The 16346-nt window shown below is 23.7% G+C and carries 15 protein-coding genes; 1 reads left to right on the top strand and 14 read right to left on the bottom strand.

Annotated features, from left to right (window positions below):
- Window positions 1-6 precede the first annotated feature (6 nt).
- On the bottom strand, window positions 7-1119 hold the full coding sequence (gene mnmA / locus DMC14_RS00955; protein ID WP_116171962.1) for a tRNA 2-thiouridine(34) synthase MnmA: 1113 nt from the start codon (window positions 1117-1119) through the stop codon (window positions 7-9).
- A 156-nt stretch (window positions 1120-1275) separates the two neighbouring features.
- On the opposite strand from mnmA, the gene DMC14_RS05865 reads away from it, so the two are divergent.
- Complete coding sequence (locus DMC14_RS05865) at window positions 1276-2481, top strand: hypothetical protein (RefSeq protein ID WP_116171961.1); 1206 nt, start codon at window positions 1276-1278, stop codon at window positions 2479-2481.
- 55 nt (window positions 2482-2536) lie between these two features.
- Here DMC14_RS05865 and DMC14_RS00945 read toward each other — a convergent pair whose 3' ends face one another.
- The 13 genes from DMC14_RS00945 to rpmG all read right to left on the bottom strand — a co-directional run bounded on the left by DMC14_RS00945 (window position 2537) and on the right by rpmG (window position 16327).
- Window positions 2537-4771 carry a coiled-coil domain-containing protein gene (locus tag DMC14_RS00945; RefSeq protein WP_116171960.1) on the bottom strand — a complete coding sequence of 745 codons (2235 nt, stop codon included), beginning with the start codon at window positions 4769-4771 and terminating at the stop codon, window positions 2537-2539.
- 307 nt (window positions 4772-5078) lie between these two features.
- Complete coding sequence (locus DMC14_RS05860; protein ID WP_116171959.1) at window positions 5079-6560, bottom strand: hypothetical protein; 1482 nt, start codon at window positions 6558-6560, stop codon at window positions 5079-5081.
- Window positions 6561-6778: 218 nt separating this feature from the next.
- A complete protein-coding gene (locus tag DMC14_RS05855; RefSeq protein ID WP_116171958.1) occupies window positions 6779-8170 on the bottom strand; it encodes a YitT family protein in 1392 nt (463 codons plus the stop codon).
- Window positions 8171-9655 (bottom strand): replicative DNA helicase, encoded by a 1485-nt coding sequence (gene dnaB / locus DMC14_RS00930; protein ID WP_116171957.1) that lies wholly within the window; start codon window positions 9653-9655, stop codon window positions 8171-8173.
- Between the two features lie 38 nt (window positions 9656-9693).
- Complete coding sequence (gene rplI, locus DMC14_RS00925; protein ID WP_116171956.1) at window positions 9694-10131, bottom strand: 50S ribosomal protein L9; 438 nt, start codon at window positions 10129-10131, stop codon at window positions 9694-9696.
- Complete coding sequence (locus tag DMC14_RS05850; RefSeq protein WP_116171955.1) at window positions 10112-12076, bottom strand: GGDEF domain-containing protein; 1965 nt, start codon at window positions 12074-12076, stop codon at window positions 10112-10114. The genes rplI and DMC14_RS05850 overlap by 20 nt, the downstream gene beginning before the upstream one ends.
- Window positions 12077-12161: 85 nt before the next feature.
- The gene (gene yihA, locus DMC14_RS00915; RefSeq protein WP_116171954.1) at window positions 12162-12713 is read right to left on the bottom strand and encodes a ribosome biogenesis GTP-binding protein YihA/YsxC; all 552 of its coding nucleotides are present in this window, start codon (window positions 12711-12713) and stop codon (window positions 12162-12164) included.
- Window position 12714: 1 nt separating this feature from the next.
- A complete protein-coding gene (gene tsaD / locus DMC14_RS00910; RefSeq protein ID WP_116171953.1) occupies window positions 12715-13650 on the bottom strand; it encodes a tRNA (adenosine(37)-N6)-threonylcarbamoyltransferase complex transferase subunit TsaD in 936 nt (311 codons plus the stop codon).
- Window positions 13650-14612, bottom strand: a complete 963-nt coding sequence (tsaE, locus tag DMC14_RS05845; RefSeq protein ID WP_116171952.1) for a tRNA (adenosine(37)-N6)-threonylcarbamoyltransferase complex ATPase subunit type 1 TsaE — start codon at window positions 14610-14612, stop codon at window positions 13650-13652. Before tsaE ends, tsaD begins: the two co-directional genes overlap by 1 nt.
- Before the next feature lie 31 nt (window positions 14613-14643).
- Window positions 14644-15204 (bottom strand): hypothetical protein, encoded by a 561-nt coding sequence (locus DMC14_RS00900; RefSeq protein ID WP_116171951.1) that lies wholly within the window; start codon window positions 15202-15204, stop codon window positions 14644-14646.
- A 95-nt stretch (window positions 15205-15299) separates the two neighbouring features.
- A complete protein-coding gene (nusG, locus tag DMC14_RS05840; RefSeq protein WP_116171950.1) occupies window positions 15300-15878 on the bottom strand; it encodes a transcription termination/antitermination protein NusG in 579 nt (192 codons plus the stop codon).
- A gap of 9 nt (window positions 15879-15887) precedes the next feature.
- A complete protein-coding gene (gene secE, locus DMC14_RS05835) occupies window positions 15888-16181 on the bottom strand; it encodes a preprotein translocase subunit SecE (protein ID WP_277870950.1) in 294 nt (97 codons plus the stop codon).
- On the bottom strand, window positions 16181-16327 hold the full coding sequence (rpmG, locus tag DMC14_RS00885; RefSeq protein ID WP_116171949.1) for a 50S ribosomal protein L33: 147 nt from the start codon (window positions 16325-16327) through the stop codon (window positions 16181-16183). The genes secE and rpmG overlap by 1 nt, the downstream gene beginning before the upstream one ends.
- Between the last annotated feature and the right edge of the window lie 19 nt (window positions 16328-16346).

Raw genomic sequence — 16346 nt, 5'->3', positions numbered from 1 at the left:
TATATGTTATAAAAAGTCCTTTTGCAACCCTTTATAAAAAATTTTATCAATTATTGCTCCACCAACAACTTTTTGATTGTCATAAATAACAACTTCTTGCCCTGGTGTAACTGCTTCCGTGTCTTTATAAAAAACTTCTATTTCTTTATTATCTTTAATTTTTATTGTGCAAGGAATATCTTTTTGACGATATCTAAATTTAGCAGTCAATGAATTAGGATTATAATTTTTAGCTATTAAATTAAAATTTGTAGCAATTAATTTATCAGACAACAAATATTCTTTATGATCATCATTGGTTACAAATATTATTTTATTTTTAACATCATGTCCTACTACAAAATAAGGTTTTTCAAATCCGCCTAAATTTAATCCTTTTCTTTGGCCTATCGTATAATACATTGCTCCATTATGTTTGCCAATTATTTTTTTAGTATGAATATCAACTATATTACCTGGTTGGGCTGGTATATAATTTTCTAAAAATTTAGTAAATCTTCTTTCACCAATAAAACAAATTCCAGTAGAATCTTTTTTTGAAGCTGTAGATAATTTTAATTTTCTTGCAATTTCTCTTACTTCATTTTTATTAAGTTTAGCTAATGGAAAAAGTACTTTTGATAATTGAGAATTATTTAATTGAGCCAAAAAATAAGATTGATCCTTGTTTTCATCTTGGGCCCGATATAATTCACCATCAATAGCATTGGCATAATGGCCCATTGCTATATAATCTGCTTTTAAATTGTTAAAAGCATAATCAGCGAAAGCTTTAAACTTAATATATTTATTACAAAAAATATCAGGGTTAGGTGTTCGACCAATTTTATATTCGTTTATTAAATACAAAAAAACATTATCTCAGTATTCTTTAACAAAATCTACTCTTTCAAGCTTAATTCCCAAAGAATTAGCAACAGATTGAGCATCTAAATAATCTTGCTCTTGCGGACAAATATCTTGCTGAATATTTTCATTGCCTAAAAAATCATTATTTAAAAAAGAGTCTCAATTACGCATAAAAAGACCAATTACTTCATAACCTTGGTCTAAAAGTAAATGTGCACAAACGCTAGAATCAACTCCTCCGCTCATACCCAAAACAACTCTTTTTTTCATTTTACTCCTTTAACAAAATATATAAATTATAAATTTTTTTTAAAAAGATTTTTTATTTTAATAAAAATGCTTTTAAAATTAAGGTTTTTTTAATAAGTTAAAAATTATGTAAATTAAAAAAATCTAAATAAATAAAACAATGATAGAATTTAAAATATGAATAAGCAATTACAAGAAAATATTGAAAATGCAAAAATACTATTATTTAAATGAAAAAATACTAGATGAACAATATCTTGATTAGTTTTTAAAAATTTTATTATAGCAATAATATGCGCATTAGTCATAACTGGTTTATTTTTTTTAAAATCCTCAAACAATCAGAAAATTATTAGAACAACAACATTAACAATAGTGTTAGTAATTTTAAATTTGTACCTACCTACAAAAATAATATTGTTAAAAAAACTTATAATTTATAAAGACATAAATAAATACAAATTTTTAAAATATTTATTTTTCTATTTTTTTCTAAATTTTAATTTTTCTTATTATAAAGAAATAAGACAGAGCTACTTTAATTCGATAATAAAATTAAAAAAGCAAGATAAAAAAATAAAAAAAATAGCCAAGTATTTTGATTATTATAAAACAATAAATTACAAGGCAATATTAGAATTTTTAGAATTAAATAATATGAGTGTTAATAAATACAATATTGCTACATATTTGATAAAACAATATAAATCTAATAGTGATTATGAAACAATAAATATATTTTTATGCTTAAACAATATTCAAAAAAATCAACTTGCAAAAATAATTAATAATGATACTTTTGATTTAAAGAAGTTATCGTTAGAAAATTTCAATTTATATTCAATTAAAAAAATTGAAAACATATATGACAATAGCAAATTAATAAAAATTCAAAAAACTGCTCTTGCATTTAATATTTTAAGTACAATATTTTTACCTCTTTATTTTTTAATAAATTTAACATTGATATTTGGCTATATAACCGGTTTTACAATAAGTTTAAATAGTTTTAATTTAGTAAATCATGGTTTAGGGTTTGATGCTATAACTTTTCTTTATTTATCTTTACATTTAGCTTGAATTTTACCGCTTATAATAAATACAATATCATTTGTAATAACATTATTTAACAAACAAATAAAAAAGAAAGAAAAAATTGTTTACTCTTTAGTATTTGTAATATTAGTTATTTTTAATATAAGTATGGCTATTTTTAATGAACTGTCTTATATTTGATATAAAAAATATGAAACTGGTTTTATAATATCTGGTCTAATATTTATGCTTATTATTACAATTCCTTTTGCTTTTTATCTAAAATCATTAATTAATGTAAATATAAGTTGATATGAATGATATTACAAAATAGAATTTAATAAATAAAAAAAATAAAAGCAATACATTAACAAAGTATTACATTTATTTTTTTATAATTTAACTAATAATTTCCTTTATATTTTTTAGTTTCTTTTAATCATTTGCCAAAATTTTTATCTATAAAATAAATTGAAAATTTATTAATTTCTTTAACATATTCAATTGTTTCGTTTAATAAAGGTATATCTATATCTGTTTCAAAATTTTTATGTTCAACATTTTCAACATATCCCTCAAATCATTTTAAAAATACTTGTTGATATTCAGGATCTAAATTCATAACTAATAAAGAGAAAAATAAACTTGTAATAGTTTCATCACTTATCCCAGTTGGTGTGTTAATAGTTTGAATTGAAACTTCTTTGAATTTATTAAATAAAGCATCATATTCTTTGTTTGAGTTAGTAGTATCTAAACTTCTATTTTTATATAATTTTAAAAATATTACAAAGTCGTTTTTAGCTCTAATTATATTTTTAAATTGAACTATATCTAATGCAATGTTTTTAATTTGATCATCATGATTGTCATAAATATAACCATTATCATCTTTTCCAATAATAGTTGGTTTTGGTTTATATTTAAATTCTAATTTTGTTGAATCTTTATTTAATTTGTTGTCATAAATTTCCATAACTTCTAATGGATCTTTTTCATAATCATAAATAGAATCTGCTGAAATTACTAAAGAAAATAATTTTTGAACTTTATTAGAATCTATATTTCCATTTGCAAATTCATAGATATCTGATTCCTTAATTAATTTTTCGTGATTAAATGAAAATAAAAGTTTATATTTATTTGCATGGTCATCAATCTTAAAATTCGTAATTGATTTTTCTAAATTAAAACTTGTTTCTAAATGATATTTAGTATTAACAATTTTAAATTTAATTTTTAAGATTCCTTCTTTATCATTAGGTGAAGAACTGATAATTTGAAATATATAATTTTCAGGTAAATTTGGACTTATTTTTATTTTATCTAAATTATATTTTTCAAAATAAGAAGGTAAATTATCTTTTAATATTTCGGGCGCTTCAAAATTTAAAGAAGTGAAATTATCTTTATTATTTAAATAATCTTGAGTGTTTTTTTCCTCAATTTTTTCAGTAATTTGACTTATCTTTGGTTCTAGTTCTTTTAATTTATTATCTACAATTGTTTTTTGAGCAGCATAATCTTTAGTTTGAGCCTTCAATATTGCTTCTTGAACTTTTTTCTTAGCATCTTCTAATAGCTTTTTCACTTCTGATAATTTTTGATTATCAGATATAGCTTTATTTGCTTCTTCTATTGCTTTATTAGCTTGTGTTGTTACATCTGATACTTCTTTTTCAACTTCTTGTTTTGTTAATAATAAATTAGTTTTTAAATCATTTTTTAAGGTATTGCTTTCATTTATTTTTGATTGTAATTGTTCGATCAAAGTTTTCAATTCTGAAATTTTCTTAATACTTTGATTTGTATTGTATTCATCTAAAACCTTTTGACTTTCTATAATATTAGCTTTAAATAAAGTCAATGTTGCTTCCAAAGAATCAACTTTGTTTTCTTCAGTTTTTGCTTTATTAGATAATTGTGTAAGATCATATATGGCTTTATTTAGTTTTGCTTTAATTTCAGCAATTTTGGCATCATCTATAACTTCTAATTCTTTTATTTTTTTAGAAATTTCTGTTAATTTTAATTCACTACTTAAAACTATTTCATTTAAATCACTAATTTCATTTTCAAAACCCAATTCTTTAGCTAATTTAATAAGTTCATTAGCTTTGTTAATACTTTTTTCTAAACTTTGTTTAGATTTTTCCAAATTTTCTAATTTTAATGGGTTTTCATTTAAACTAGAATTTACTTCATTTGTAGCATCAGAAATATCTTTTTTTGCTACTGAAACATTTGATTTTATACTTTCTTGAATTTTTGATTTTAATTCTATTAATTTACCATCAATTGATTGAAAATCTTTATTAATTTGTTCTTCTAATTTTTTATCTTTTATTTGCTTTGATTTTTCTAATAATTGTTTAGCTTTTTGTTTTGCTGAAATTATTTCATTTTGAAATTTTTGCAATTTATTTATATCATTAGAACTCATTATATTTGGAACTTTTGATAATATTTGAGAAGTTAAATCATTTAATTCTTTAATTTCCTTTTGAAGTTCTTTTTTTGTTTTATTATTATCATTGCTTTTCTTTGCTAAAACAACGGCTGTAGCTACAACGGCAGAAGTTACAACTACACTCCCTAAGCCAGCTAAAATTATTTTTGTTTTTCTTGATAGACTCATAATAATATTAATATCTCCTATAAGTGTATTAATGTTTAATTTTGTTAATGATTAATTTTTAATTTAGAAAATTATTGTTTAAATAACTTTGTTTAATTTATAACTAATCAACATAAATTATATTAATTTCATATTTTTTGATTATTTTTTAATATTTATTTCTTTAAATTTAATAAAAATAATGAAATATTAAATTTTTCTTTGCATTTTTGATAAAGAAATTTTTTTTAAAATTTTAAAATACTAATAACAAAATATAAAAATGCACGCCTTGGTTATAAGCGTGCTAGTATTTTATTTTTTTAGATTAAAAACCTCATTTTTCAACAAATTTTTTTCATTCTTCTGAATCTTTGTTATCTATATCTACAAAAGGAGCATCTTCTTTTGATAAATCGATACCAGCCATTACAACATCATCAATTTTATTAAAACCATTTTGAAGTCCTTTAAAAGCAGATGTTGCATAATGACAAGAAGCTCATTTATGAATTTTAACTTTATCACCTTCGTTAATGTGATTAGTAGTAATTTCTTCTGATTGAATTTGATTATTTAAAATAATAATTTGGTCATTATTATCAAGTTTTATTGTTTCTCGTTTCTTAGAATAAATATTAAAGTATTCAATTTCTTTATATTGATTTACTTTATCTTTTAAAAATTGATCTACAGTTATATGGCCTGGGTGGCCTTTATAAATAATATTATATTTATTTTTATATTTTTTATATAAGGATAGAATATGATTCTTTTCTATAGTAGGACTATTACTTCCTAAATAAATTAAATTCTCCTTATTGTTTTTATCCATAGCATCTTTAATTTTTTTAACTTCAGTTTTTCAGTTATTAGTTGTAACTTCACTTCACCAAGTCATCGCTAATCTTTTGTTATCTTTATCACGAGCATTAAAAAATTCGTTTTTTATTTCATATTCTTCTTTATATGAAAATGGATAAATATCAGCTCCATATTTTCTTAATTCTTCAACACCTTTTTTATCATGATAAAATTGATAATAATTTTTATAAAAATTAGGTATTAAAATATACTTTTCTTTTCACCAAAATGTTTGTGGTTCAGAATTATTTTCCGCATTTTCTAAATCTAAATAAGTTTTTAAATTAGAAATTAATTCTGTTTTTCAATTTCTAATAATTGAATTACTATCATTAATGGCCAAAACTTTAACATTTTTAAAAGTAGACATATTTATTCATAATTTAGATTTGGCATGATAAGAATTAACTCAAACATTTATTTTTTTATTAGTATTTTCTTTAATTAAATTAATAATATAATTTGGAATTTTATAAAGTTGATCTAATAAATTAGACGAAGATATTCTATAAACATTAGAAGCTTTTTGTAGTTTCTCTATTTCTTGCTTTTCTTCAGTTGTTTTTCCTATATTTTTTCTATTGTTTTTTAAAAAATCTAATAGTTTTTCTTTAACAATGCTATCTTGATATACTAAATCAGAAATATTAGGAGAATAAATGTATTCTACTTGTTTATGCGACATCATTGCTAATTTTAAAGAATCATTAAATGGTTGAACACCAGGACAATAAAATACTTTTAAATCGGCTTGGTCTAGCAAGGAATCAATACCGTCATTTGATCCCTCAGTAGGTAAAATTAAATTATCATAATTCATTTTAGTTTCATAATTTGTATAATTCTTGTTATTTCTATTTAAAACAGCATATGTTATTCCTGCAGTTGAACCAATTAAACCAATTGGTATCAAAATTCCCATCAAAATTTTTGCATTTTTTTTCATTTTATACCCCTATAAATAAAAATTTTATTTATGCGTTATTTTATCTTTATTCAATATATATTATAAATTTTATTTTTTTATATTTAAAATCTTGCTTAAAATTAAGATAAAAAACAAATTTAAAAGTATTGTTTATGTATTTTCTATAACATATAATTTATATAAACAAAAAAATCACAAAACTTTTAGTTTTTATTGTGATTTTTATTAATTTAATTTTAATCTACAAAAGAAGTATCAAATTGTCCAGAAACGCCGTGAATATTTGACGTTGTAATCCATGCTGTTTTATCCACTTTTTTAACTTGTTCTAAAATTAAGTCTTTTTCTAAAAATAGTGCTACTGTTTCTAATTTACCAAACTCGTCGTGGCTAAAACCTCCAACTCCCTTAAAAATATTAAATGGATGAACATACCCGATTTTTTTAAATTGCTCAGCAATAAGTTCTGGTTTTTTTGAATAAATTTCAATTTTAATTTTTTTGTATTTTGGATAAAATTTATTAACCAACATTGAAAATACTAATAAATAAGCAACGGTTCCCATTATTCTAACTAAAAATAAATCAGCTTGTCATACGTGACCATTTATATTTTCTGTATATTCTAATGACCCTATCACTATTGTTGAAACAGAAGAAAAACAAATTGCTACCATTAAAAATACATTTCCAACTGGTTTTTTATTTCTATAAGCTATATAATTAGATATAACCGAAGTTCCTCCAATTGAACCTCTTTGTCTTCAAGCTATGATTGAAGCAAAACCTTCTGAAGCTCCACCAATAATAGCATATGCTAAAACCGGTCATGTTTGTCCATCATATACACCATATATTTTTGTTCCATTTAAAACATTTGGTATAACATTAGTAACATCGTAAGTCTTTAAAATTCCAGGGCTAGTTTCTAAAAATTTAATATTATTCTTAATCATTAAAAATTCTTCTAAAGAAAATTGATTGCTGAAATATCTAGCTATTTGTAAATCTTGGCCAATTAAACCCGAATCCTTATTTTCTAAAATTTTTTGAGATCCATTTAAAATATTTTCTCATTGATCAGAAGCAAATAACTTAGAAACATTTCTAGTATCCAAACCAAAAGGATCTCAATAATAATAACTAGTGCTTGTTGGATTATAAAAGGTTATTCTTTGATTTATAAAATTAACAATTGGATTAGATCCTCTACCATTATATTCAACAAAAATTAATTGAACTATAACTTGAAATAACATTCAATAATAAGTTAAAACCATAAACATTCTTGGATTCATTCGCCAAAAAGCAAACATTAAGGGCAAATTGACCAAAACATAAAACAAACCATAAAATTGTGCAGTTGTCGGCGCTGTAAAAGTAATAATTTGAGCTAAAGAAGAGGTGCCTGATGCTATAGTTGCAGCTTTTTTTAAGAAAACTGTAAGAGCAATGTTATATAAAAAAGCACTAACAAACATTCATAAAACTTTTTTAGGATATTTTTTTCAAATATTAAATAAATTAATTTTTTGAGGATTAAGTATTGCCATTTTTTGCTCTTGTTTTTTCTTTTTTTGAGCTCTTTTTTTTATCTTGATATCAATATTTGTTTTCATTTCAGACATCTAATCCTCCTTTATCCTTTCAATTCCATCCTCTTTAGTTTTGGCTTCTCTTAATTTATTTGCGTCATAAATAAATCTATTAATTTCAGGATAAAAAACTAATTGAACAATTCCGGTTGCTCCGTGACGGTTTTTACCAATTATAATATTAGTTACAGAAGCATGTTGGTGAATATTTTCGTCATTATTATTGGTTGAATCATCTGTAGTTTTATTATAATCACGTTTATTCTTATAATATTCAGGACGATGCAAAAATATTACTCTATCAGCATCTTGTTCAATCCCCCCTGATTCACGCAAATCTGACATAATAGGAGTTTTATCTTCTCTTTTTTCAAGATTACGACTAAGCTGGCTCAATGCTATAACAGGACAATCTATATCTCTAGCTAATTGTTTAAGAGATCTAGAAATTGTTGCTATTTCTATTTGTCTGCTTTCTTGTGAACGATTAGAAGAAGTGCTTATTAATTGAAGATAATCAATAACAACTAAATCAACTTTATTATTATTGGCGAATCTTTTGCAAGCAGTTATAATGTCTGATATAGTAGATGTCGAACGTTCATTCAAATAAACTTTTCAGTTTTTCATTTGTTCCACAGTTTGAATTAGGGTATTTTGGTCATTAACTGTTATGTTTTTATTTTTTAATTTTTTAATGGGAACAAGGGATTCGATTGACATCATTCTTTGAACCAATTGAGCATTAGACATTTCTAAGCTAAAAAATAAAACTGTTTTATTTTTCTTAGCTACATTATTTACAATATTAAGAGCAAATGCCGTTTTACCCATTGCTGGACGCGCACCTATAATAACTAAATCACCTTTATTGATACCCAATAATAAATCATCTAACTCAGGAAACCCTAAAGAAAGACCAACACCAATTTCATCATTATTTTCTCTTTTCAAAATTCTATTAAGAATAGAGCTGGCAGTTTGTCCTATTTGATCATAGCTAGAATTAATTTCTGAAATATCAATATTTAATAAATTGATTTGCATTTTAGACAACAAATCAGATATTTCAAATTTTTTATTTTCTATTATGTCTTTTGCATTTAATAATAATTCTAATAATTTGTCAGTTTTATATTGCTTGATTATATTTTCTTGATACGTCTTTATTTCTGAAATATAACCAGCATTTCTTGTCAAATAAGGAATATACTCGTTTGCTTTCATGCCGAAAGCACCAACTGAATCTGTTAACTTATTTTTATCTAAATAATTTCATAAATTAGTTAAATCAAAAGTTTCAGAAGTATTGTTAACAGCACTAATTGCACTATAAAGCACTTGATTACTCTTAAAATGAAACATTTCTGGTTTTATTTGTTCAGAAATACTTAAATAAGATTCTTGTGTAGGCTCTGATAATAGAAGTCCCAACAAAGCTACTTCATTATTAGCTATACTAATTTCATTATCGGCTAAATTAGTATCATTATTTGCTTTTTTTTGAATACTTGACATTTTTATCCTTTCATAATTTTGATTTAACTAAATAATTACTATTTTTCTTCAAAAATTTCTATTAGCAAAATAGCTGTTACCTCTGTATGTAATTTTACATTTATATAATGCTTTCCAAAAGTATTATAAGAGTCCTTAGTCAACGCATAAGGACTTATTTTTATCCCTTTTTTAGATAGTTCTTTTTCAATTGCTTTATTTGTAATAGAGCCATGAACTATATTGCCATTTGATTTTAAAAAGAAATTTAAAGTAATTTTTTCTATTTTATCTTTTAATTCTTTTGCTTTTGAAACTTCCAAAGCATAATCCTCCGCTATGTTAGTTTTAACTCTTTCTAAATTAGCTAAAGTTTGTTTATTAAGTGGTTGAGCAAAACCTTTTTTTATTAAAAAGTTTTTAGCAAAACCATCGTTTACTTCAATTATTTCATTTACTTTATATTTTTCATATTGTTTAATTATTATAACTTTCATTTTTCACACTCACTATTGCTTGTTTAATATTGTCAACAAATAATTCCATATCTTCTTCTGTTTCAGCAGCAGCTGAACCAAAATGTCCTCCACCATTAACAATTTCAGCTATAACTTGAACATTTGTATTAATTCCCCGAGCAGACATTTTACATCTATTTGATTCAAGTTTTCCTACCACAAATGCTGCCTTACGATCACTAACCCTTAAAATTTCATCGGCTGCCATTGATATAATATCAGGAGAAACTATTATGGAGTTGTTATAGGCTAAAAAATAACCAGGTTTAACTTCTGCTAAATTTGATAATAATTTTTTAATTTTCCCATAAACTTCACTATTCATTTTTAAACTTTCAACTGAAATACTAATTTTAGCTCCTCAAGCCTGCAATAAAGCTGCAGCTGAAAAAGTTTTTGAAGAAGTTTGTTTTTGAAAATTGTTAGTATCTAAATAAATTCCATCCAATAAATGTTGAGCCGCTGTTTCATCAATTTTATCTTTATTATTTGACAAAGCAATAATTTCAGTAACAATTTCTGAAGCAGAAGATGAAGATGAATCAATATATAAATTCTCCCTAAAAGCATATTCGGGATTAAGGCCAATTCTATGGTGATCTATAACTATTATGTTTTCTTTTTCTATTTTATTAAAAGCTGAAGTATTTTCAATCCTTGTTTCATCTGATGTATCACAAATAACCACTAATGTATTCTTATCATTTAATGAAGTTGCTTCATCTGGGCTTATAAATACTTGCTTTTCTGCATTAGACATTTGATTATATATTTTTTTAGTTGTTTCATCAAAAGTCTTATTTTGAATATATGCAGTTTTATTATAACCTTTAGCTAATTTATAAATTCCTCAAGTCGAACCTAAAGCATCTAAATCCGCTTGTTTGTGTCCATAAACTATTACTTTTTCTATATTTTCAGAATTTAGTTTATTTATTAAAACATTTGTAATATATGCCACATTAGTTCTTGACATATTAATATCAATTTCAGAAACTGAACCATAAAATCTAGGTTTTTCATTCTTTGTTAATACTGTTATTTGATTTCCGCCACGTGTTTTTGATTGAAGCAAAGCATCTTTTGATAATTTATCTAATGTTTCAAATTTAAAGCTTCCATAAGAAAAGCCACCTGATAGCGTTAAATTTAAACCTTTGTGTATTTTTTTATTACCCACTTCTAGAAAATCTTTAAAACCGTTTTTTTCAAATATTTCTAAAGTTTCATGAGTAGTTAAAACAAAGAAACGACCATTATCATATTGATGATAAATAATGTCATATTTTTTTGCTATTTCGTCAAAAAATACTCCTAACTTTGAATATATTTTATAAATTTCTTCTTGAGACAATGTCATTTGATATAAATTTATATTATCAATATGTAATTCTCCAAATACCACTCTTTGACTCTTAAAGTTATTTAATAAATTAGCTTGGACTGTAATATCTTTTACACTCAAAACATTCTTTTCAAAACTTACATGAACTTCATATTCATACTCGTCTTTTTTATAATTAAAATTCTTTTGTATTGAATCTAATTCATTAATTTGAAAAACGTCTCTTATATTTTTGCCTATAACCGAATCTCCAAAACGGCTTAAAATAAAGTTTGTTGCTCAAGTTATTTTACCATTATTCAAAAAAATCATGGTTCCAATTCCATATTGGCTTACTTCATTTTGAATATATTGATTTAAAGTTCTATTAGACAAAGAAGTATTTTTTAAATATTGCTTTATTATGAAAATTAGATATGCTCCTAAAGCTATAATCAAAATTGAATAAAGAACAATAACTGCTATTTTTGCTTTTTCTGGAAATTGAAAAATACCTACAAAAAAAACAATTGTAGGAAGAATAAATAAAGTAAAAATTTGTACTATTAAGAGTGTTATCTCTCTTTTTTCATTTTTCATATTTAAAATTATACAAAAAATCAATAAAAAAGAGGAGTTTTCTATTTAGAAATAGAATAAAAATAAAAAAACTGTAGATTTGTTTCTACAGTTCATAAAAATTATTAATATCTTCTAAACCTACTTTGTTTTGCGATGAAACCATAAAAATATTAATTTCGTTTCTAAAAGTTAATGCTTGAGTTTTTACCTTGTATTTTTGTGATTGATTTGCCTTATCTATTTTTGTAATTATTATGTCAAAAGCCAACCCTAAAGAATTAATATATTCAATCATTTCCAAATCAATTGCCGTAAATCCAATTTTGGCATCTATTAAAAAGCATATTTTTTTATTACTTTTAGAATTTCTAAAGTAAAAATCAATAATTCCTGCTATTTTTTGTTGTTCTTTTTTTGACATACTAGCATAACCATACCCAGGCAAATCCACTATAATTTTATTATTAGAACTTTGAAAATAATTAATTAGTCTTGTTCTGCCCGGTGTTGAAGATGTTTTTGCAATTTTAGACTTAGCTAGTGCATTTATGAGTGAAGATTTTCCTACATTGGATCTTCCTCAAAAAACTATCTCATCAAAAGAAAAATCTAATCAATTTTCTTGTGATGTTGAACTTTTTAAAAATTTTCACATATTATTTCCTTAGTTTTTCATATGTTAATCTAGCTATCATCATAGCATTATCTGTTGTATATTTCATATCAGGTAAATATACATTTTTATGTAATTTTAATACCATATCCCTAATAGCTTTATTAGCACTAACCCCGCCAACTAAAGCTATGCATTTTGGTTTATATATTTTTATTGCTGCTTCTAAATGGTTTTTTAAATATAGAATAATGGTATTTTGAAATTCAGTAGCAATTTTTGAAACATTAATATCTTGTTTACGATTAACTAAATTGTTTACGTTATTAATAACTGCTGTTTTTATTCCACTAAAAGAAAAATTAAATTCTTTTTCTGTATGCGGAATACTAAAATGATTAGTATACAAATGTTTATTATCATTTCATATTTTATCAATTAAGGGTCCTCCAGGAAAACCTAAATTAAGTTTTCTTGCAACCTTATCATACACTTCTCCCACAGCATCATCTTGTGTTTGACCGATTATTTCAAAAGTATCTTTATTTTTATATAACATAATTTGAGAATGGCCGCCTGAAACCAATAATGCTAAAGCTGGAAATTCTAATTCTTTTTCAATAAAAGCTGAATAAAAATGACCTTCTAAATGATCGAGTCCTAAAATGGGAATTTTATAAACTCTTGCTAGTGTTTGTGCCACTATATAACCTATTTGTAAAGAACCTATTAATCCTGGTTCTTTGGTATATGATATATAATCAATATTTGAAAATAAATTCAATGAAGAATTTGCAAATTCGTCTAATAATAAGCTTATATTTTGAACATGTAATCTACTTGCGATTTCAGGAACAGTGCCACCATATTTTTTATGTACTCCTGTTTGAGATATAGTTTTCATTCATATTGGTTTATTATTTTCCAAAATGGCAAAAGAAGTATCATCATGTGAACTTTCTATAGCAAAAATTCTCATTATTGTCCTCCTATTTGTGGCTCGCTTGCATAAACTAATTCTTCAGATAATAAATTATTGCTTTCTTTAAATGCTTTTAAATATTTTTTTGGATTTTCAATAAAATCATTGTAATTAAATTTATCTAAAAATTCTTCACTAGCATCTATAATTTCTATTTCAATTTTATTTTTTAATTTATTAATTTTGTAAGATTTATATTTATTTGCTTTGATATAAACTGTATTTTCTTGTTTTTGAATAAAAAATAATTCATAGGTTGGAGATAATTTTAATTTGATAAAATTATTTGCTACTTTAGGTTGAACTTGAGCATTTGTACGAGCATAACTAAAACCTAATCTTGCACCTGTAAAGCTTCCGGGCCCTGTAGTTGTATATATTTCATCTATATTATTTATATCTAAGTTATTACGATTTAAAATATCATCTAATACATTAAAAAAATAATCTGTTTTTTTTATTAAATCTTTTTTTATTACATAATCTATTACTCTATCATCTTCTAATATAGCAACAAAAAAGTCTTCTAATGAAGTTTCAATGAACAAACTTTTTTTACATGTTTGTTCTACTATACTAAAAACATGATAAACTTCCTCTTTTATTGTTTCTAATGAAACTTTTATCTTAAGATATTTTTTAAAATTATGTGTAATATTATCTGATCATTCAATTATTACCAATTTATTATCAAAATACTCTTCATATGCAAATAAATCGCCTTTTAATTTATAAGCATCAATATGAACAATTTTATCATATATCAAAATAGTATTAAATGTGGGTGAAATAATAGTTTTATTTTCGCCTAAAGTTTTTGCAATTTGTGAAGTTAAAGTTGTCTTGCCTGCGCCCAATTCACCATTAAGTAATATTGCTTCAACATTTTTAAAAGATAAAATGTAATCAACCAAAGATTTTAATGATTGATTTTCTTTAAAATAAAATTTTTTAAACATATTATCCTTTCTAAAAAACAAAAAAAGGTAATTAATTACCATCAATTATTTTTTGTTTTGCTTCTTTATATTTTTTTAGCAAATTGTCTATTCTAGTTTTAAATTCTTTTCTTTTTATTTCATCGAATTTATGAATTTCTATTTTTGATAAATCAGCTCAAACAGCATTATAATCAGCTACTATTTGTTTTTTTAGTTCATTAAATTTTTCTTCAGAAAGTTCTTCAGCAGCAAAAGCTTTTAAATCATTATAAAGGTTAATCGCTTCTTTGTAGTATTCTCCATATTTTTCGGTTGTTGTTTTATTTTCTTCAAGAATTTTTTCGATATTTTTTTCAAATTCTAAAAGTGTATTTTTATAATCTTCTTTAGTAGCTTTTTCATCTTTTAAAACTTTTTCAGCCTTAACAATTTCGTTTAAATATTTATCTTTATAATCTTTTACAAAAACTGCAAGTTTAGATTTTTGTTTTGCATCATTAATTTTGTTTTGTAAACTATTTTTATAATTAGTGCAAGAAACAGCAAATAATGGAAATAAAACTGATGATGTTGAAGCTGTTGCTATTAATAATTTAGATACTTTTTTCATGTGCACCTCTTTTACTTATATTTAACTTTTTATATTTATAAAAGTTAATGATATTATATATAATTTTAATTAAAATTTTTTGAAAAAAAATATGCTTAACTGCATATTTCTAATTCTTCATAAGAAAATTCAGTAGGTGTTTTTCTTCCAAATAACTCAATATTGACAAAAGCTCTACTAGTAATATCATTATTTTTAACTATTTCACCTTCGCTACCTTTGTATTCGCCTGAAATTACTCTTACAAAAACCCCTTCTTTAAAAGGTGTTTCGATATCTCCGGCATCAAATTTTTCTCGCAATGCTTTTTCTTTTTCAACCATTTTTATAAAAGTTTTTTCGCTTATTGGTGTTGGTTTAGCTCCCTTTCCAGAAGATCCTATTAGACCAGTTACATATTGCGTATTACGAACTAAATATCAAGATTCATCAGTCATTTCCATTTGGATGAAAATATATCCTTTATAAATATTTATATATTTAACATTATATTCCTCACCTTTAGTTTTCTTTTCCAGTTCCTTGGCTGATAAATGAGGCATTTTAAAAATTTTTATATTTTTAAAATATTCTGTCTTATTTTGAGATGAAATCTTATTTCATAAAGCTTCAACTACATTATCTTCTTTTCCTGAAACCGTTGAAACCATATATCATTTACAATTTGCACTCATACTTCCTCCTTAAGATTTTATACCAACAAAATTTCATAAACTACTAAAGCCTAAAGAAATTAAAAAACAAAATAAAGCCATCAAAATTAAAAAAGCAATAGTTATACCAAATCATTTTCAAGTTTTAACGTGTTTTGGTCACACAATACGCTTGATTTCTCTTGCAAAGTTTCTAAAAGTATAAAGTTTTGTTTCTTTGTTTTTTAATCTTCTTTGTTCTTTTTGCTCTTTTTTAAAATTTTTTTGCTCTTTCTTTTCTAGTTTTATTTCTTCTTTTGTTTTTTTAGTAATTTCCTCTTGCATTATTTTTCCTCTTTATGTAAAGTTTGAGCATTGCAAAACTTACAAAATTTTTTTATTTCTAATCTTATTTCGTTGCTTTTATTAACTGAGTAGTTTTTTCTAAAACATTCTTGACAAGCTAATGTTACTTTTTTTTGTTTTTTCATATTTTTAATATTATATATG

The sequence above is a fragment of the Metamycoplasma phocicerebrale genome, assembly GCF_003383595.3.
GTDB lineage: Bacteria > Bacillota_I > Bacilli_A > Mycoplasmatales > Metamycoplasmataceae > Metamycoplasma > Metamycoplasma phocicerebrale.
This window is presented reverse-complemented; position numbering and strand designations above follow the sequence as displayed.